Annotated in this window: 18 protein-coding genes; 3 read left to right on the top strand and 15 right to left on the bottom strand. The window is 42.1% G+C overall.

The features are described 5' to 3' along the window. From H8B19_RS10355 to H8B19_RS10365, 3 genes are read left to right on the top strand one after another with little or no spacing between them, the layout of a single operon-like run. Nucleotides 1–336: a hypothetical protein gene (locus tag H8B19_RS10355; RefSeq protein WP_186506813.1), complete on the top strand. Its 336-nt coding sequence runs from the start codon at nucleotides 1–3 to the stop codon at nucleotides 334–336. An 8-nt stretch (nucleotides 337–344) separates the two neighbouring features. Beyond that, nucleotides 345–1,580: a PfkB family carbohydrate kinase gene (locus H8B19_RS10360; protein WP_186506814.1), complete on the top strand. Its 1,236-nt coding sequence runs from the start codon at nucleotides 345–347 to the stop codon at nucleotides 1,578–1,580. Nucleotides 1,581–1,589: 9 nt separating this feature from the next. Next, on the top strand, nucleotides 1,590–2,177 hold the full coding sequence (locus H8B19_RS10365; RefSeq protein ID WP_186506989.1) for a 7-cyano-7-deazaguanine synthase: 588 nt from the start codon (nucleotides 1,590–1,592) through the stop codon (nucleotides 2,175–2,177). Nucleotides 2,178–2,786: 609 nt separating this feature from the next. Here H8B19_RS10365 and H8B19_RS10370 read toward each other — a convergent pair. The 15 genes from H8B19_RS10370 to rppH form a co-directional block, all read right to left on the bottom strand. Further along, nucleotides 2,787–3,638, bottom strand: a complete 852-nt coding sequence (locus H8B19_RS10370) for an 8-oxoguanine DNA glycosylase (RefSeq protein WP_186506815.1) — start codon at nucleotides 3,636–3,638, stop codon at nucleotides 2,787–2,789. Continuing rightward, nucleotides 3,635–4,309 (bottom strand): DNA adenine methylase, encoded by a 675-nt coding sequence (locus H8B19_RS10375; protein ID WP_186506816.1) that lies wholly within the window; start codon nucleotides 4,307–4,309, stop codon nucleotides 3,635–3,637. The genes H8B19_RS10370 and H8B19_RS10375 overlap by 4 nt, the downstream gene beginning before the upstream one ends. Before the next feature lie 824 nt (nucleotides 4,310–5,133). Beyond that, nucleotides 5,134–6,324, bottom strand: coding sequence for a helix-turn-helix domain-containing protein (locus H8B19_RS10380; RefSeq protein ID WP_186506817.1), 1,191 nt, complete (start codon nucleotides 6,322–6,324; stop codon nucleotides 5,134–5,136). A gap of 35 nt (nucleotides 6,325–6,359) precedes the next feature. Then, nucleotides 6,360–6,623, bottom strand: a complete 264-nt coding sequence (locus tag H8B19_RS10385) for a type II toxin-antitoxin system HigB family toxin (protein WP_186506818.1) — start codon at nucleotides 6,621–6,623, stop codon at nucleotides 6,360–6,362. 222 nt (nucleotides 6,624–6,845) lie between these two features. Continuing rightward, a complete protein-coding gene (locus H8B19_RS10390) occupies nucleotides 6,846–7,175 on the bottom strand; it encodes a hypothetical protein (RefSeq protein WP_186506819.1) in 330 nt (109 codons plus the stop codon). Between the two features lie 24 nt (nucleotides 7,176–7,199). Beyond that, nucleotides 7,200–8,033, bottom strand: a complete 834-nt coding sequence (locus tag H8B19_RS10395; RefSeq protein WP_186506820.1) for a thymidylate synthase — start codon at nucleotides 8,031–8,033, stop codon at nucleotides 7,200–7,202. Next, on the bottom strand, nucleotides 8,030–8,506 hold the full coding sequence (locus H8B19_RS10400; RefSeq protein WP_186506821.1) for a hypothetical protein: 477 nt from the start codon (nucleotides 8,504–8,506) through the stop codon (nucleotides 8,030–8,032). Before H8B19_RS10400 ends, H8B19_RS10395 begins: the two co-directional genes overlap by 4 nt. Then, nucleotides 8,503–10,572: a site-specific integrase gene (locus tag H8B19_RS10405; protein ID WP_186506822.1), complete on the bottom strand. Its 2,070-nt coding sequence runs from the start codon at nucleotides 10,570–10,572 to the stop codon at nucleotides 8,503–8,505. Before H8B19_RS10405 ends, H8B19_RS10400 begins: the two co-directional genes overlap by 4 nt. A 2-nt stretch (nucleotides 10,573–10,574) precedes the next feature. Then, complete coding sequence (locus H8B19_RS10410) at nucleotides 10,575–12,914, bottom strand: site-specific integrase (protein ID WP_186506823.1); 2,340 nt, start codon at nucleotides 12,912–12,914, stop codon at nucleotides 10,575–10,577. A gap of 5 nt (nucleotides 12,915–12,919) precedes the next feature. Then, a complete protein-coding gene (locus tag H8B19_RS10415; protein WP_186506824.1) occupies nucleotides 12,920–14,149 on the bottom strand; it encodes a tyrosine-type recombinase/integrase in 1,230 nt (409 codons plus the stop codon). 63 nt (nucleotides 14,150–14,212) lie between these two features. Continuing rightward, nucleotides 14,213–14,842 (bottom strand): thymidylate synthase, encoded by a 630-nt coding sequence (locus tag H8B19_RS10420; protein ID WP_277816402.1) that lies wholly within the window; start codon nucleotides 14,840–14,842, stop codon nucleotides 14,213–14,215. Further along, nucleotides 14,839–15,633, bottom strand: coding sequence for a prolipoprotein diacylglyceryl transferase (lgt, locus tag H8B19_RS10425; protein WP_186506825.1), 795 nt, complete (start codon nucleotides 15,631–15,633; stop codon nucleotides 14,839–14,841). The genes H8B19_RS10420 and lgt overlap by 4 nt, the downstream gene beginning before the upstream one ends. Nucleotides 15,634–15,639: 6 nt before the next feature. Further along, nucleotides 15,640–16,440: a sulfite exporter TauE/SafE family protein gene (locus H8B19_RS10430; RefSeq protein ID WP_186506826.1), complete on the bottom strand. Its 801-nt coding sequence runs from the start codon at nucleotides 16,438–16,440 to the stop codon at nucleotides 15,640–15,642. A gap of 57 nt (nucleotides 16,441–16,497) precedes the next feature. Continuing rightward, a complete protein-coding gene (gene ptsP / locus H8B19_RS10435; RefSeq protein ID WP_186506827.1) occupies nucleotides 16,498–18,777 on the bottom strand; it encodes a phosphoenolpyruvate--protein phosphotransferase in 2,280 nt (759 codons plus the stop codon). Further along, on the bottom strand, nucleotides 18,771–19,298 hold the full coding sequence (rppH, locus tag H8B19_RS10440) for an RNA pyrophosphohydrolase (RefSeq protein ID WP_186506828.1): 528 nt from the start codon (nucleotides 19,296–19,298) through the stop codon (nucleotides 18,771–18,773). Before rppH ends, ptsP begins: the two co-directional genes overlap by 7 nt. Between the last annotated feature and the right edge of the window lie 19 nt (nucleotides 19,299–19,317).

Genomic DNA, 19,317 nt, shown 5'->3' on the forward strand with positions numbered 1-19,317 from the left:
ATGTCTGGAGATAGCGGTAGATATACTCCGCCAAGCAATGGTGGTGGTGTGGTAAATGATGATGTTTGCAGTAAATTGAGATTTGAAACACAAGTATCCAATGTAGATCCAGATGTTTTGGAAGACATTGACGTAGACTTTGTTGTTGATATCGGTCTTATCCAAGAAAACGGTGTAGAGACTGTGGCAGTTTTCTACGGAGAGAGGATTTTAGGCGGAATCGGTAGGGAAGGTGCTCGTCTCAAGGCTTGCTTAGAAAAAGGGTTTTCTTTTGTCGGCTTAGTTCGGTCTATCGAGTTCGGTGTTGTTCGTATTTTTGTTCAACCAAATGAATAAGGACGCTCATGAATATCACAGTCATGGGCGGTGTATATCGTGAGTACTGTGCGTGGCCGAAGCAAGTAAGTTTACTCGGTTCCGCTGGTCGTGCTGCACTTTGTATCGTCCAATTATCAAAGCAAACTTCAGTAGAATTGATATCATCATTTGCTCAGAGCGATGAAAGTAGAATTGCGGAGTCTTTCGCATTTACTGGTTGTAAGGTAACTAACCATCCGGCAGAACATACCACTGAGTTTCTGTACGACCATCCGCTGGCGACACCGATTATTTACCCCAATGCTGCGCATTTCACGGAACTCCCACTGTTCGAAGTAGACAGCCCAAATATTGAGCATGCACTACTCTTTGGTATGTATGAAAAAACACCTGTTTTGTCGGCGAAAAATGTTATTTATGACCCACAGAATACGCATTGCCCTCATCTGTATACCGAAAAAGGTGCGAAAGCTGAGAACCTAATATACGTACTCAATCGCCGAGAACTCACTCTCTTGTTCAAGCGGCATAATGCAGAAGGTGAAGAAAGCATTGAGGAGATGGTTAATTGGCTATCAAACTATGAGGCAACCCGCGCTGTTATTGTAAAATGTGGTCCCAAAGGGGCCTTTGTTTACTGTGATCATGAACACTCAGAATGGGTGCCTGCTTACCAAACCCATAAAGTCAGCCCTATCGGCTCAGGGGATTCGTTTGTAGCTGCGTTCACCCACTACCACTATGCACGTGGACTAGATGTTATTGAATCAACCAAAATGGCGAGTGCTGCCACAGCTTTTTACGTAGAAAAAGGCACAATGACAGCAGACAGCAACATAGCCAGCTTTGTCGATACTCTTTTACCACATCAATTCGATGGCGAAATTAAACGGAAGAAAGTTTACTTAGCGGGGCCGTTTTTCAACATGGGGCAAATGTGGTTAATCAACCAGTGTAAAGCCTGCCTAGAAGCGGCTGGAATGGACGTCTTCAGCCCATATCATGAGCTAGGCATAGGTCCTGCTGAAGAAGTTGCACCAGAGGACGTTAAAGCAATCGAAGAGTGTGATGTGCTGTACGCATTGTTTGATGACCACGATCCCGGCACATTGTTCGAAATAGGCTATGCGATAAAAGCCAATAAGCCAGTCGTTATTTACAGTGAAAAAAGCTCTGATGAACACCTCAAAATGTACGAAGGCACCGGCTGTTTGATTGAGAGAGATTTCGCAACGTCTATCTACAGAGTTTCATGGATGTGAGTGTTTAAAATGAAAGGAATACTATTATCTGGCGGGATGGATTCAACAACATTGGCCTATTTAGAGCAACCCGATATTGCTTTCAACATCAATTACGGACAATTGCCAGCAAAAGCCGAACGAGAAGCGTCACGTAAAGTCTGCCGCGAACTAAACATACAACTTGTCGAGATTGATATTGATTGCTCATCTTTGGGAAGCGGAGATCTAGCAGGCAAAGGCAAGCTAGATGTTGGCGCAGAAAGCGATTGGTGGCCATACCGCAACCAGCTTCTGATAACACTTTCTGCAACAAAGGCTCTAACTCTTGGTTGCAAAGAACTCATAATTGGAACAGTTGCTTCAGACAGCTATCACAAAGACGGATCACCGGAGTTTATAGACAGGATCAATGCTTTGATCTCGTTTCAGGAGGGTGGCTTGATAATCACCGCACCCGGTATCAAATACAGTGCGTCAGATTTAATTAAGATTGCCAAACTACCGCCTCATTTGCTCGCCATGACTCACTCATGCCACAAAGCTAATTTGCCCTGCTTCGAATGCAGGGGTTGTAACAAACATCAAAACACACTTGATGATTTAGGGGTTTTGTAAGTGTATATCGGCGAGCCGTCACTGAAAAAGCATATGCTTCCCAGTGTACCCTTCAGATTTACTGCAACCGAACCAATCAAACTTGAAGCAGCAAAATATGTCACAAAAAGCTTTTTAGATGTCTTGGAATCTCGCAGATCTTCCAGAGAGTTTGCTCCTCTTGATTTGGCGAAACTCGGAGCATTTCTTTATCTGTCGAACAGAATTAAGAGAACGGACTGTAACGAGCTGGGCCAAGAAATCACTTATACGAATTGTTCATCACCCGGCGCTATGAATGCCCTGCACCTGCTGCTAAGACGGCCCTCTGATCGCAGATGGTACTCCTATGATCCTCTCAAACATGAACTAGGCTTTCTGGGAGATGACATTGATTGTGATGGCTTTATCGCACATATGTGCCATGAATTAATACCTGCTACAGACACTGCATGGATTATTTGGAATGTTGCAGACCTCGAATCATTGAAGTGCAAATACCAGAACCCACAGTCACTGGCATACCGCCACTCAGGTGGAATAAGTGCAACGCATGCGCTTGTCGCGCAGGCGTTGGGGCTTAGTTACTGTCAGCTTGGAATAATGGGTGAATCTGAAGCCTCGAAGCTATCAGATAAGCGCGAGTTGCTCGGTGTCGGCCTTGCGTTTCTTGGGGACTCTCCTGATAACAGTACCACTATCGACTAGGCCATTCTTAAGCTGCTCTCTGTATTCAAGTAATCTCTTAACAGATGTACTTTGCTGCATTTCATACCACATGACAGCATCAAGCTCAGAAGTACGAACCTCCATCGCTTGGGCAAGCTCAATAAACCTTTGCTCTAAAGCAAGGTAGTCTTTCTCGACAGTGAAATTATCATCAAAAAATCCACCGAGCAGTCCTGCGCGATATATATGGATATCCAAGATAGCTACATCATCAGCATCTAACCAATTTCTAGCTATCCATGAGGCAGTCTTGAGGCCGATACCTTTGATTTCAGTAAGCCAGTTACGCAGCGCCATTCCACTCTCTGTTGGAGGTGTTTCTTCACTCAGTCTCTTAAGGGCATGGTGTAGGTATGTAGCTTTTTGCTTTGCAAAACGATATTTAATGTCCTTCCCATTTAAATGAATTGGTTGCGATAACCATTCAAGTAACTGCTCTTCTGAATGAGCAACGCCAGAAAAGGCACCGTGAGACTTTAACTGTTCGTAAGCGGCAAGCCCAACCGCAGCGGGTATCCCGTGGCCGCCGAGCAAACATGCACCGACTTCTTCATGGAGTGACCGCCCCAGTTTGTATTGGATATTGGTGTTATCTAATCGTTTCGAGAGTACGGTATATAGCCAGTAGGCAACGGTAGGAAACGCTACTATTTTGCCCCATTTCACACCCGGTACGACCTCTGAATGCTCATGAGGAATATCAAAATGGATCAGGCTTTTCCCAACTGTAAGATATGCGCGTTGATGGTTCATAAATTTTGTTCACCTTCGTTTAAAGGGAACTCACTGTTCAGCCATTCCATCATCGCAGACCGTTCTATTGGGTTCATTTGACGAAACTTTTGCTTAAGTCGATCTTGCCTTCTTTTGATCGTCTGCCTTTCGCGAAAGCTATGTCCCATGAACCTTGGATCATGAAGTATTGTCGGTTTTTCATAGTTAAACCAAGCACATTCTTCACGTATCCCAGCTTGGGTCTGACTACTGAAACTATGGAAGTTCCAACTATTCAAATAGTCTTTATAAAGGTCACTTAAATATCCGCTAATCATGACCTTACAATTCTGTTTTGTAAGAAAGTCGAGCAATGCTTCGTGCTGTGAGTCAGAATATTCGAAGCGATAGATCTTTTTCTTGCGACGCGTTTGGTGCAGATATGGGGGATCGCAATAAACGAGAGTGTTCTCGCATAAACTTTGCCCTTGCAATAATTCCAACGCATCTATGTTAAAAAAAGCGGCGTAATGTAGATGTTTTACCCCCTCGATGCAAGTTGCATCGAGGTCATTGCCTATGTTGAGCATGGCCGGGCGTTTGTTTCTTAGAACGGCCCCCGCGCCTAGAAATGGCTCAATATATGTTTTGTGTACCGGCATGAGATTGATTAACTGCTGATACGACTTACCTTTTCCACCCGGATACATGAACGCTGATGTTTGCTTTTATTAACTGGTACAAGTTTTAGTATCGTCAAAAGTGACGATGATTGCAAGAAATCAAAGATAGGAAGTGGAATTAAATTCGGAACAACTAATGAAAATAAGCATGCAGCTAGTCAATCGGCATGCAGTATGAATTAATTGAAAATAGAAGGGCAGAAAATACTGCCCTTACAGTTATCGCGCCTTGTTGGACTGTGATAAAACAGATGCTGCTAAAGACTTCGTCTCCGCACTATACTTATCACTTTGCAAGACACTCGATGCCTTAGATTCCATTGCCGCTCCAGTTTGATGTGTAGTCTTGGTTTGGCTCAAAACGGAAGCGGCAAGTGATTTCTGGATCTGAGAAGAACTTTTGTCAGACAGAATGGATGAGGCTTGAGAAGCCATTTTTGATGATGATTGTTTACGGTTAGTCATGTTATTAATCTCGAAATAATGCTGATTAAAATGTTGGGTCTCATAGAGACCCAACTCTATTACTGATTTTTAATCTGTCTCTATAGGCACAAGGATCGGCCAAGCCTTAAGGCCATGATTTCTCGCGTAGAGCATCTGGCCAGACTTAGGATCTTTGCGATAGGGTCTAAAAATCAGCTTCATTCCTTTCGGAACTTTCAACTTGTTCTTAGAAGCCATTAGCGCACTCCTTATTGTTATCTAGGAGGCGATGGTTGAAAGTTTTCGAGATTTCGACTAAATTAGCCGTGCTTTTCAAGGAAACTTCCTGAGTCCACCTCGCTGGGTTTTGGGCAACTTTCCGCCCAAACAGTGTTGGCGCACTGTTTGGGCAGCACCATACCCGCCTACGGAAATACCATTTTCCTAACTTCTTTACTTCCTATAAGTCTGTTGTAAATTCTGTAGTCACCTACTTCTTTTCTGTATCTACCTGCTATAACCGCAGGACTTACCATTAATTTCTTAGCCAGATTTACGACGCTCTCAGGCGTAGTAAGCAACGCACAGTATTTTTCCCACTCGGATTTTTCGACAAGTGCATCTAACGCCATCTCGTCAGCTTCATCCTCTTTGTTATCTTTATCACCATCAATGTCATCAAAATAGGCTTCCTTTGAATCCTTAAGGTGGCGAGAAACGTGAGCAAGCTCGTGCATCAAAACAAACCAGAAATTATCCAGTCGGTCATACCGGATTGTCATCCCGATCACCGGATTTCCATCCACACCCCACATCGCCGCACCATCAAGATACGTTTTAGGGAGATGCTCTTGGAATACAAGGTGAATACCATTGTTGGCTAGTTCTTCTTTTGCTAACAACGGACCATTCTCTAAACGAGAAAGCTTTAAAGTCTCTCTCAAGAAAGGTAAATCGATGGAATCCAATTGGCACTTTGGCAATTTGTGATTAAGTGTCTGGTGAAGCACCTTCGCTTGCCATGCTTGAAGTGCAAGGTCATCCATGCGCTTATTCGTTGTATGAACAGCGCTTCGTAGATGAGGTGCCCCAGCCATTGCAAATGGCGTAAGTTTAACCGTCTCAAACATGTCACGAATTAGCTCTTCAGCCTTCGATTTTGCATCTGAAGCTGATTTTATCGCTTTGGGGAAAAAGCCCTTTTTGAACATGGCTGTGATTGGGTAATCTTCGTAGTTCACCTTACGCTGATCAGGCTCACGCTTTTGATCCTGCATCAGCACTTCGTACGAAATACCAAGCCCCTCATAAAGATTCTTGATCATTGATAGGCTCAGAGCTGCCTTACCATTCATAACTTCTGAGACGCGGCTCTGACTACCCAGATATTGGATCAGGTCCTTTTTCGTTAAACCCTGCTGCTCCATACGGTGCTCTATAGCAGATACAGGATCAGGCAAACCAATATCAAAATGCTCTTTCTCATAGTTGGAGATAAGCAAGGTCATGACGTCAATCAAGTCGTCAACCTCTTGATCACCCGACGCTAACAATTCGTCCAGATAATCTGTTGCTTTTTTATACTCTTCACTATTTCTGATAATTTTAATATTCATGTTTCATCCGCCAGCCCTGTGAGTTCCATCTCTGGTTAAACCGACAATCCAACCTCGTCAATTCGTAAAATATTCTTTCTAAAAATGGCTTTGGTAACCACCTTGACCGTCCCGCGCCCAATAACGAAAGTGACTTCATCAGCGTCCGAGACTTTTGCCCCCTTATAATCATTCAAAATGTCATCGGCACACCGCCAGCTAGCTTTCTTGGCTTCCGCCAGCCAGCACTGTAAAGCCATGCGCTTTTCTGCATACCTTTCAGTGAAATCAGCTAATCTGTCCTGCCTTATGACTTGCAATACGAACTACCTCTAACATACATATTTGCATTATTGATCCAAAATACAGATATTCCAAATTATTTTTAAAATTACTTTAAACAAAAAATCAAAAAGTATTTGGAACCGGCTGATGGCACAGGAATTATCACCTCAAAGTGCTGAGTTCATGTCACTGCTTTTTCAACACAAAGAGGCGAAACAACGGGAAGAAGGTATGTAATTAACGACGATGCAGCTTAGCTATTCTATAAGGCCAATTTCAGCAGCTCTGGTTTTGCCACTATTCGGCTGCTCTGTCTCATAGACATCTCGCCAGATATCAAAAAAGTGCGGCAATACTATGTTAAAAGGATCATCAGTAGGCTCGAAACTCGCGTAAAATAAGACCTTCTGCTCCTCACACTCTGTTAACCAAGTGTGGACACCATCGTTTAATGAAACTTCCTCAATGACACTCCAATCATTGCCTTGGTTTGCTATGTAAGCTGAAGCTCCCATAGGCTCAACCACAAGGGCTTTAAACGGGTCTTTAAGTATTGATATTACATCTTCAAGAGTTAACTTTTTCATCTATTATTCTTCTTCGTATGAGGACTAAACTGCCACAGGTGCTTTGATGTTTGGTAAAGCATCGTAGTTATTGATTACGAAGTCTTCAAATCGATAGTCATAAACACTGTCTGGCTTTCTTGTGAACTCCAGCGTTGGCAAACCACGAGGCTCACGAGTTAGTTGCTCGCGAATTTGCGACATATGATTCGAATAGGCATGCAAATCACCAAAACTTACGATCACTTCACCCGGTTGAAGATCGCATTGCTGGCAAAGCATATGAACCAAAAGTGATAGGCTTGCGATGTTATAGGGTAATCCCAAGAAAATGTCTGAGCTTCTAATATAAAGCTGTCCTGAAAGCCTGCCATTTGCTACATAAAACTGGTACAGCAAGTGACATGGCGGCAAAGCCATTTTACCTTTCCGTACATTTTCTTGTGGGCTAACTGTTTCGTCTGGAAGAAACTCAACATTCCAACCATGAAACAGGATTCTGCGACTGTTTGGATTATTTTTTAAAGTATCCACTACATAGTCGATTTGATTTATTGTCCCACCGTCTTTCGTCGGCCATGCTGTCCATTGCTCGCCGTATATTGGACCAAGGGAACCATCTTCAAGCGCCCATTCATCCCAGATTTTTACACCGTTCTCATTGAGCCAGTTGTTGTTGGTATTTCCGTTTAAGAACCAAATTAGCTCGTTGGCGATACTCTTGAAGTGAAGTTTTTTAGTTGTTAGCAGAGGGAAACCATGCTTGAGGTCATGTCTGATCTGACGACCAAAAACAGATTTAGTCCCTGTACCTGTTCGATCCCCTTTGTCTACACCATTTTCTAATACATCTTTTAGTAGTTCTAAATATACTTTCATTTACTATCTCTCATTAATTCTTTCAATAATTCATTTTTGGCTTCCAAGTCGCGTACTTTATCTTTCTCTTTTTCATAAGCTGACTTGTAAAAAGTGGCGCTCTCTTTATTTAGTTTTACTTGCCTTTCGTAATCTTCTCGATCTCGATTAGCTTTCTTGTATTCAGTAAACCAATAAACTAATTCGGCAGATAGTTGGTCAATCGTCTCTGTAAGTTCTGATATTTTATCTGCCTTGAGCTTAGTTTCCTCAGCAGCCTTTTCTTTCCTTAGCTTTTTAATATCCGCCAGCCGTTTGGCTGGAAACTCTCTATTTCTGACAGTGTTTCTGTGTATACCTGTTAGTTCAGATACTTGGGTTTGAGTTGCAGGAAGCTTTGGATTACTTTCTATCTTATTTAACGCATCATTTAACAACAGTGTTATTTGGTCGTAATCTTCCTTGTTTTTGTCATCATACGCTTGGTCACTCATAAGATTATTTCCTCGCCAAGCCACCTAAGTACTTCTTCTGCTTCTCTGATAGTCGATAAAAGTTGATCTTGCCTATCTTCATAGCCTTCTTTTTTCAATAGAGCGCGATTTGTAATCACAATTTCTCTCCATTTTGGAGCATGAATCTGTGAAACTATTGCATTAGAACATCGAATCGGATTACATCTCAATGAACCGATGCAAGGTAACGATTCATCGAAGTCCTCGACACCACCAAAGCAAAAGCCGCCACCTACATTAATAACAGCCATGCCTTGCTCCGCCATCGCATCGAACACTTCCTCAGGGGTATAGCCTGCCGCTATATAGCCCCTGAATACTGCTGTTATTCTAGCTTTATGTTCCTTAGCCTTTGGGCCAACATAAGTGCCATTCGGGTCCATTAAACTTTTAATACGCTCTACTTCAGCTAAATGTCTGATTTCTCTATTATGTGCTTTGTCTTGTGTAATTCTTTCTGCGATTTCGCCATAACCTAAGGTTGTACCAGAGGTCGAGCCAAAACTTGTATACTTTCCAACAACGTCTACAACATGTTTCAGTTGGAAAGATATGAAAGGAAGGCCAAGCTCAGCTCTGTGTAACTGATAGGCTAGTGTGTGCCTCAACATGTAGGCATTGAATTTAATTTCTTTCGCTTTTTCTTCACCATATATAATTGAAAAGTAATTGTTGAAGAAATTAGCGATTCCGCCCGGAGCCATATTCTTACTTTTAGCATCTGGATTGACTGTATCTACATTGCTAAAAAGATAATCATTGTTTTTGAGTTGTGAAATAAGAAGTGCTGCTCTTAGAGCATCTTTCATAATAGGTATTGCTACCCATTTGTCATCAAACAGTTTTAAATTTTCGAGCTTATTTTTCTTTACATTAGAACAAATCACGTCAAAACCATTATCTACTACTAAGCACGATGAAATTTTCACTTCCGCAGATTCACTGGGCCTCATCCCGCTAAACTGGCCGATGATGTATGCACATGCATAGTAAACCTCATTAACTTCCTTTCTGAGATCATCAAAGTGTTCTATACCATACTTAGCCTTAGCGATTTTTCTGATTTCTTCGTTAAATTTTAATTTTCCGTTTGGATTAAGGTAGTCTTTAGAAAAATCACAGAACTGGGAAATGAATTCGTCGGAATATCCTTTTGTCAAAAGTCTGATTAACACATAGTCATTGAAAATATCTTTTGTAAAATCAAAGGTATTCCGCTTATTTTTAGACAGGTACTCATAGTGACTAAGTGCAACCTTATCTTGAACTTCTTCTTCTAGAGAGAGTAGAAAGCCAACAATTTTTTGTGTTGAATGGTAAACGTTTTGCTCAAAAACGTCATTCTCAAATACCAAGCGCTCCTTCCGCTTTTTTGGGTTTTGTTCAGGCCATTGTAAAGTAGTAAAATCCACCTTCATCTGCTCACCAAGTACCCTTGCAGCAAAAGGATGGGACAAGTACTTCAAAAACTGATGAATTTGATCATCCACCCGATATGTAAATAATTGCGCAGCCTTCCTGAAGTCTGCATCCATTATGTCTGTGACAGATCTATACCGATCTTGTATGAACTCAACTCCGTGTTTATTAAGCCTTTTAAACACAAAGTTCAGATATCGAAGCCCACCTTCAAACTGCGCGATTACTGTGTTCGGTTTCAATGATTTTTTCGCTGACTTTTTCGAACCTTGGTCTTTAGTGAACGATGCAGGGGCCATTAATACGTAATGAAATAGGCACTTCATTTCTGTCATAACATATGGAGGAATGTTCGAATACTGAACAAAATTCATTCTTAACTTTGCGCCGACAACTGACCTTGCAGGATTTATGACATCTTCATTGTAATCCCAGATATCATCACCAAATCGACTCAAGTTGGTAACCTTCATAAGCATTAGGCTGGCAACAAGTTCAACTGGATAGTTTGACGTTGTATCGAGGTTATTCTCTGAAACATTTGATTTGAGGAACAGGGGGATTAAGAATGCCTTGTTCTTGCCTAACTCGTTTAAAAGGCCAATGTTGGTTTCTACTAAATTCATAATTATGCGGCCATCCAGTCTACGTACGCTGTTTGTTCAAACTGGGATAGTCTCTCCCCTTTATCCAACTCTTCTTCACTAAAGTCTGACTTTTTCGGATTCAATATTTCATCAAGCACTGCTAAATTCTCTTCAATTACGATTCCGTAGGGCGTTTCCATGATGCGATTACGTTGCATCAGGATCATGTAGTCGCGCTTCATTGCAAAAAGCATCGGGAGATGTTCTGCGATTAACATGACGTTATCGCAAGTTAGACACTTGTTATACTGAGAGCATGGTTGTCCTGCTACATATAATGAGGAGTTCTTGATAAAGTCGGGTGGAGAGAACAAATTTGAACAACCTCCAAGCGGTGTTGAAAATATAATCAACTCACGTTCTTTTGAATGTTTATTCGCACCTTTCTGGGTTGGCGTTATGACTTTCTTGTGAATATTTTCAAGTGTCTCCTTCAACTTTTGTCTAGCAATTCGATTAAAATCTAAACGATCTAAATAATTCATCGTTGTTTCGATATTCGAATGTCCCAACAGCAGTTGAATCTCTCGAATGCTTACCCCAGCTTCGACCAATTCACTTACAAAAGTTGGACGAAAACGAGAAATGCTGAAGCTCATGGTCTCGCCATTATCATCCTGTAACTGGTGTTTAGAAACGAAGTTGCTGTATACATGACTCAGTTTTGCAGAACATATCGTTTTCACCACACCATAGGAGTTCTGACCACTACTTTTATATATGAACAGCACGTTTTTTAATTCTTCTGGAGCATCATCTCGTAGCGACGCAGTCAGCAACTTAACGGTTTCAAATATGTCTTGAACTTCTTTACTTTGTTTTCGCGTAAGCCACTGTAATTTAGCCTGAAAAAGATCTAGATGTAGCTCCTTTTCGCCAGTACTTCTTTCTTTCCAATAACGCAAACATGGCTTACCTGTCGCGGGATGCTCCAATAGAAAATCGTCAAGAGTTAGATCACACAGCGGATCTGCATTCATGCCGGTTATTTGTGCTAGTCGCAGTAAGAAAGGAGCCAATACATTGATATCAACAATGGGTAGAATTCCCCAAGTCTTGTATAGGTCGTGCAACCCCGTATCACTTCCGTGAACTATAGACAAAAAAGCCTTTTCTGGAGCCGACTTAGCAGTATGATAAAACACAGGTTGGCAATTCAATTCGTTTTCAAACAGGTATCTGGCATTATCCAACGTACTCATGCCAAGCTTGATGTACCCATTGTTATCAATAGGATTTTGACCCAAGCCTGTTTTGCGGTAAGGAGTAAGCATTTGTTTTGTCGCGTTAATATCAGACATTATTGCCGCACTAATCGCTTCCCTTTCTTTTGGTGAATACGGTTTATAGTAATTACCAGTCCTGCCTCTAGTAGTCATCTCGACATCATAAAATCCATGAAAGCCCAACCCCTTAATTGATTTCGCCCGTCGCAGGCATCCGCGTATCACACTTATGATGGTAGGGGCTGAGCTAGGTGACATTTCAGATGAGTCAAGGGCTGGTAGTACGTAGTCTTCTTTGAATCTCTTTAAACTGAACTCATCAAGTATATTTTGAAGAAGTTCATTTTCATTGATCCTATTCTTCTTCAAAAAATTGCAGAAGTGATTGAAGCCATCTCGAAAGTTGTCTTTAGCTGATTTGGAGGAAACTGTTTGCTGAAGTGCTGCTGCAAGTTGTTTGAGTTGTACAAATGGCTCAGTATCTTCAGTTGGAACTACTAAATCAACTACAGACTCTAACGGTAATTGCCCAAGCTCTTCCCAACGTTTCTTACTTTCTTGTTGGTTAGGTAAGAATGATTTATCTCTTAAGGCATCTCTGTCTTTAACCTTTACGTAATCATTTTTCAATAGACCTAGCTCTACCATCTCTTGATTTAGCTGGTCTTTCACCTCGTTTAATATCTCGTAGTTTTCACCACCTCTCCAGTTTTTGATATATCGGGTAAAACTTATCGAATTTCCAAAAGTTGTCAGGTTTTTCTTATCTTCAAGAGTTAATGACTTCCACCAATTTATCGCATTTCTGCGAACTTCGAGAGCAGAAGCTATTTGATGCTTTACTAAAACACCTTCCTTTTTGAGCAAATCATTGAGCTTTTTCATTAGCGGGTTGTATAGGTCAGCAGCCGCTGTTAACCCTTGCAAGACTTGTGTTGAAACACCAAGCTGCTTGCTTAGTTGAGAATATGATGCTGTTGCGTAGTAATCATCCTTAATGACTTTGTTCCCAATAGGAACATCCCAAGCTTTGCTTGGGTTTTCGATGATACTTCTTACGTAGTCTTCTACTAGCTTGAATTGTTTGGTCGTCATAAAATTTACCTCAATGGAACTTTTTTCTTCGTTTTTGTTGCCACAAGTTCCATCAAGTTGGCTCTAGTTAATACCTCACCACTATTGTCGGCATACTGCCCATATATGTCGTATGGCAAGGCTGTATAAATTTGAGTCGTAGTCAAATGTGCATGTCCCAAACAATGTTGCAGTACAACCAACTTATCTACACTGTGACTCCCAAGGTCTGGAGAACGCAGCAGTGATCCGGCAAATCCATGTCGCAACATGTGTGGATGAATCGGGCGATCAATTAAGCCACTTTTCAATGCGCGTCGAGAGAGCTTTTCGAGGAGTTTATTGATCGATGAAGGAGTGTAAGGTCTTCCTTCAGAGTTAATAAAAGCAGGCGAGTCGCTACCATATTTTTTGGCCAGCCGCCGGTACTCTGGAGTAGAAAAATACCGCTTAAGTCTTGCCAGCGTCGCAACACTTGGCAGAGTAAATCTGTGCTTGATTTCTCGTTTCCGACCTTTTGATCCCGCTATTGGAAGAGCTTTGTAGTGAGAAGGGTAAGCCACTGTGTCATGATCAATAATGAGTGCTGATTTGTCTGTATTTATCGCTAAGTCAATTTCCGATTTTTTAACCCTAGTTACTTCAGTACGTCGAATACCAGTGTCGTAAATAAACTGGAGCAATGCTCTCTCTCTTTCCGAATGAGAGCACCAGATAAGAGCCTTCAGCTCGTTCAGGCTACACATCTCTACAACTTTTGATTTCGCAGAATTAGACAACAATCCTTCAACATATGGGTTGTCTTCTCTTATAGCCTTTCCATCACGACGCGGAATGCAAAGATAATTATTGAAGAAGCTCTGATATGTAGCATCTCTGTTGCGGATAGTCTTAGAAGACAATAGAGATTCATTTTTAAGATACGAGAAATATTCTTGAAGAGTGTGTGACTGTATAACGAGAAACGCGTCATCAAGTCGCATGTTTTTATAAAGTTTTTGATTTCTTAGGTAATCAAGTAGGTAAGAAATGTTTTTAGCGTACGTATCAATTGTGGTGGGAGGGGTCTGTTTTAAACTTAGTTCTTCAGTCAACCAGTCAGAAACTAACGGAAGTGCTCTATGGCAATTATCGAAGACAACAACACCTTGAGTCTTCTTCTGTTCTTCAATGAAATCGTATTGAATTGCACCACTACTAATAAGTAGTGACCCACTTAAATCAATTAATTCATTATCAACTACCTTTACTCTCATTATGGACTCTTGTTCTTATTATGAGAGCTATCGTACACCATATTGTGCAAATTTTCAATATCACTAAATAATTGAAAAAAGGTCTAAAAAAAGATAGTTATTTTCGTACTGTGCATAATCATAGTGGGGTAATAAAAGTGGTACATCACAGGAACGCTGATAACTGGTTAAATACAATGTATCACCCAGTAATGAAAACGTATGGGTATGCATGCAAGGTCTTAAACAACCGAGTTCAAACTCACCAGGATTATAAAAGGTAATAATTTCACCGCGGTCATCAATACCTTGTTTAAGATTGTGTACCACCTTCTTTAACTGATCGAGCGTCGTACCATCAGGACGTAACCAACGACGTCCTTGCACCCCATAGACCCGCCCCATATCATCCTCACCTTTGCGATGTGGGTTGTCCAGCCACGCCTGGTTTTCATTGGCATTGGCGTTCCAGGTATTACAACCTATAGAACGAAACTGTTCTGCACTGTCATATCCGCGTAAATAACCTAGCAACTCTGCAATAGCAGCTTTATAAAAACTTTTGCGCGTCGTAATTAAAGGAAACTGATTGCCTCCGACATCGTATTCAAGATCAGCATTAACAACAGTCAGACAACGTAGTCCCGTACGCTTATTTTCGACCCATACGCCTTCATCAACGATTCGCTGACAGAGGTCTAAATACTGTTTCATTTATTCTTCCCTTCTACTGGAGCAGAACGCAACATCAAATACAATCCAGCCACTATCATTGGGACAGACAACATCTGACCTTGAGTCAGTAACCCCGCATATATGCCCTGCATTTGTGCATCTGGTTCACGGAAAAATTCGATAATGACACGGAAACAGCCATAACCTAACAGGAATAAACCGCCTACAGCGCCTCGTTTACGAGGCGTTGCAGAAAACCACCACAGCAAGCTAAATAAGACGACGCCTTCTAATAAAAACTCATACAGTTGTGATGGATGCCGAGGTACACCACCGGCATTTGGAAAAACCATAGCCCATGGCACATCTGTAGCCCGTCCCCACAGTTCACCATTAATAAAATTACCAATACGACCCGCACCTAAACCAATAGGAATTAACGGCGCAACAAAATCTCCCACTTGCAAAAATGACGATTGCGTTTTTCGGGCAAAATAAACCAGGGCCACAAGCACACCGATCAAACCGCCGTGGAATGACATTCCCCCTGTCCAAATCTTAAATAAATACAGTGGATCCTGTATAAAATAATCAAGTTGGTAGAAAAACACATATCCGATGCGACCACCCAAAATCACACCAAGAAAACCGTAAAATAATAAATCACTTAACTGATCCTGATTCCATTGAGTACGTGGCAGCCTTTTCTTGGCTAAAAACCAGGCTGCAACAAAACCGATAAGGTACATCAATCCATACCACCTAAGGCTTATTGGCCCCAAATGAACAATAACAGGATCAATCTGTGGGAAAACAAAATACTGTTGCATATAACGCTATCCTAAAATCATCCGTATCCCCACCAACAGCAGAAATACAGCAAAATATTTTTTTAATTTTTTGGTCGGTAATGAATAAGCGAGCTTCACCCCGAAACGAGTGGTAAAAACTGATGTGCATACGATGCACAATGTTGCTGGCCAGTATACAAAACCAATACTGGCTGATGGCAGCCCTGTCACCCCCAAACCGTGCACAATATATCCCAGGGTACCAAATATTGCGATGACCATGCCACATAAGGCAGCACAAGCAATAGCAGTGGTCATTTTGACTTGATACCACACTAACGAAGGCACCATTATTGCGCCCCCTCCTATGCCCATAATCGATGAAATGGTGCCTGTCAGGGTTCCAACTCCAAATAACTTATAAGGGCTATGAGTGGAATTAGAAGAACGATTGGAATAAAACGCCATCTGCAGTGCAATTAATACCAACAAACTACCAAAGCTTGCCTTTAGTACATACCCGGGAATACTGGTCGCAATACTTGAACCGAGTAACGCCCCAAGTGCCACACCCAATGCCACACTGAATAACAATGTTTTATCCAACTGGCCACGTTTATAGTGATTTAATGCTGATGAACTGGAAGTTAAAATAATGGTGGATAATGATGTACCGATCGCTAATGGCATGACCAACTGCGGATCCATTTCCACAAAGTGTGGGATGATATAAACAAGTGCGGGCACAATAACCACACCCCCACCAATACCTAATAATCCAGCTAACACACCCACAACCGCACCAATTGCGGCACAAATAATGATAAAATGACTTAATTCAAACAACGCATTATCCCGTTTATCTAGCTGCACATATCATCGGAAATATGCGTCCCCACAACACTATTTACCAGCCCGGACCAATCCACCTAATCCCAATATTTCGAGTTTGAGATTAAGCGCCTCACGTACTTCTTCCGGTGTATTCATTTGTAATAACTCATCCACCAAAGCCTCAGCTTCACTGCTGGTCACAGAGCGGATTACCCATTTTATTTTTAACAAACTATGACGGTTCATACTCAACTGGCGGTAACCCATGCCAAAAAGCAATAATGCCCCACCCGGTTCACCAGCCATTTCGCCACACAGAGTGACGGGCTTTTCCAGTCGACTGGCCTGATCGATAATAAACTTCAGTGCACGCAACACCGCCGGGTGATAACTGTCGTACAGTGCAGATACGCGAGCGTTGTTGCGATCTATTGCTAACAGGTACTGAGTTAAATCGTTACTGCCGATAGAAAAGAAATCTACCCGACTGGCCAATTGTGGAATTTGATACAACACAGCAGGTACTTCCAGCATGACCCCCAGCTGCGGCATCGCCAGAGTCTGACCAGAGTCACGGGTTTCCTCTGACACTTCAAAAAATGCCTGACGTACTAAGCGAAATGCTTCGTCCACCTCATTAACTGAACTCACCATGGGCAACATAATTTTAAGATTAGTCAGCCCAAGACTGGCTTTAAGCATCGCACGAACCTGCACCAGAAAAATTTCCGGATGATCAAGCGTCAAACGAATACCACGCCAGCCAAGAAACGGATTTTCTTCCGTTATTGGTAAATAAGGCAAGGGTTTATCCCCACCAACATCAAGTGTGCGCATAGTAATGGTTTTATTGGGATCAACCATCAACATGCTACGATAAAGCTCTACCTGTTCCTTTTCTGATGGAAATCGTTCACGCATCATAAAAGGCACTTCTGTACGATATAACCCTACACCGTCATCATCTGAACTATGAGTATTTTCCAGCTCTATCGACAAACCTGCGTTAATTAATAATTTGACATCACATTCATCAAGACTGGCATTAGGCAGTTCAGATAACCCCTGCAAATGCTCAAACAGTTCCAATTCTTCATCTGCAAGCTGCTGATATTCAGATAAAATATTTTCATCCGGCGATACAATAATCGCTCCGGAATACCCATCCAGAATTAAGTCCTGCTCACTTAACATAGAAACCGGCACATCGGTTAATCCCATGACTGAGGGCAATCCCATTGCTCTTGCCATTATCGCTGCATGAGAGTTTTGTGAACCACGCATTGACACAATGCCAGCGAGCACCTGAGGAGGATATTCAGCCAACATAGAAGCGGTTATTTCTTCGGCTATTAGAATGGTACGTTCGGGCAAACGTTGCTCAGTTTCCTGAGACTGCAGCATTTGTCCAAGGATTTTATTACCCAGGTCCTCTACATCAACCGCCCGTTCGCGCATGTAACTATCCTGCATATTACGAAACGTATTAACATAGTGTTCTACCACCATTTTCAACCCGGATATGGCACTCCAACCAGCGCGAATTTTATCTTCAACCTCCAGTCCAAGACTGGCTGCATCAAGCAAATGCATATACATATCAAATATCGCATGTACATCTTCTGGTAAATTACCAAGCATTCGATCAGCCATATCCTGCACTTCGGCACGAGTTTGAATAACCGCATCCCGATACCTTTCGATTTCAGGTTCAGGATTGTGCACTTGTTTTAATGCCTGATTTGCCAACGTTGTAGTACGGTTAGCAACATATCCGGTTCCGATTGCGATACCTTCAGAACCAGGAACACCATGAAGTGTAGATTGCCATTTGCTGCGATGTGCATCATCACGCACATCCATGGCACCACGTGCCTGTGCATGAACTATTTCAAGTGCAATTTGCGCTGCGATCGTGACGAGAAGGGCTTCTTCGTCTTCATTAAATAAACGGGTGGCTTTTTGCTGTAGCGTAATAACGCCAAGCACCTTGCGCTGATGAATAATCGGTGTACCCAAAAAGGCATGATATTTTTCTTCTTTTACCTCAGGGTATTGTTTAAAGCGCGGATGTAAATGCGCATCTTCGATATTTATCGGTTCTTCACGCTGACCTATTAATCCAATCAAACCTTCCGAAAAACCAATAGTGACTTTACCAATTGCACTTTTAGATAACCCTTCAGTGGCCTTTAACTGAAAATGCTGAAGCTGATGATTCGCCAGATAAACCGAGCAACAGTCAACCCCTGTTACTTCCTTAAGGCGAACCACCAGTAATGATAAAGCATCATCAAAGTCGACCACCTGGTTCATTTCCTGAACCAGATTTTTCAATGTACTTAACATGAAGTTTTACGCCGGCGCTTTGGGGTATGATGAGAACGCTTATATTGTGTTGCCAGCGCAACGGTGGCAAATTCCTTCATAACACGACGATATACATCGCGTTTAAAAGACACAACATTACGCACCGGGTACCAGTAGCTAACCCATCGCCAGCCATCAAACTCAGGATGATTTGTATGCAACACATTGACCTCTTCATCCGGGCATTTGAGTTGCAATAAAAACCAGCGCTGCTTCTGGCCAATACATACTGGATTTGTGCCTTTGCGAATAAGGCGTTTTGGTAATTTATACCGCACCCAGTTTTTACTTACCGCGAGAATATCTACGTCTTCCGGCTTTAAGCCAACCTCTTCGTTGAGCTCTCGGTACATAGTTTGTTCTGCAGTTTCCCCTTGATCAATTCCGCCTTGTGGAAACTGCCATGAATGTTGGCCGTATCGCTTAGCCCAAAAAACCTGGCCCTGCCGATTGCAAATTACTATCCCAACATTCGCGCGGAATCCTTCAGCATCAATCACTTAGACTCCCGGCACACTA

It is taken from the genome of Neptunicella marina (assembly GCF_014270035.1).
Classification (GTDB): domain Bacteria; phylum Pseudomonadota; class Gammaproteobacteria; order Enterobacterales; family Alteromonadaceae; genus Neptunicella; species Neptunicella marina.